The organism is Corallococcus sp. AB049A, assembly GCF_003668885.1.
In the GTDB taxonomy this organism is placed as follows: domain Bacteria; phylum Myxococcota; class Myxococcia; order Myxococcales; family Myxococcaceae; genus Corallococcus; species Corallococcus interemptor.
Window position 1 is genome coordinate 1 of sequence record NZ_RAWL01000945.1, and the last position, 515, is coordinate 515.

The following is a 515-nucleotide window of genomic DNA, read 5'->3' on the forward strand; positions in this document are numbered from 1 at the left end:
GGCCAGGCCCAGGCCGCCGACGAGACCGGCGCACAGGTCGGAGATGATGTCGCCGAACAGGTTGGTGGTGACGATCACATCGAACTGTTCCGGACGCATCACCAGCTGCATGCAGCAGTTGTCGACGATCATTTCCTGGAACTCGATCTCCGGGTACTGTGCGGCGACTTCACGGGCGACGTTCAGGAACAGGCCCGAGGTCGACTTGATGATGTTGGCCTTGTGCACGGCAGTGACCTTCTTGCGGCCAGTGCTCTTGGCCAGCTCGAAGGCGTAGCGCACGATGCGCTCGGAGCCCTTGCGGGTGATGCGGGTGCCGGAGAAGGCGGTTTCGCCGTCGGCCGACACTTCCTGGCCTTCGGCCAGGTAGGCACCTTCGGTGTTCTCACGGACGGTGATCAGGTCGACGTTGTCGAAACGCGACTTGGTGTTCGGGAAGGTGTGGGCCGGACGCACGTTGGCGTACAGGTCGAAGTGGCGGCGCAGGCTGACGTTGATCGAGGTGAAGCCACCAC

Annotated in this window: 1 protein-coding gene; it reads right to left on the reverse strand. The window is 63.1% G+C overall.

Translation table 11 applies throughout. From position 1 onward, the window contains the following. On the reverse strand, nucleotides 1-515 hold a 515-nt coding region (locus tag D7X55_RS40360; RefSeq protein ID WP_233610415.1), incomplete at both ends, for an isocitrate/isopropylmalate family dehydrogenase.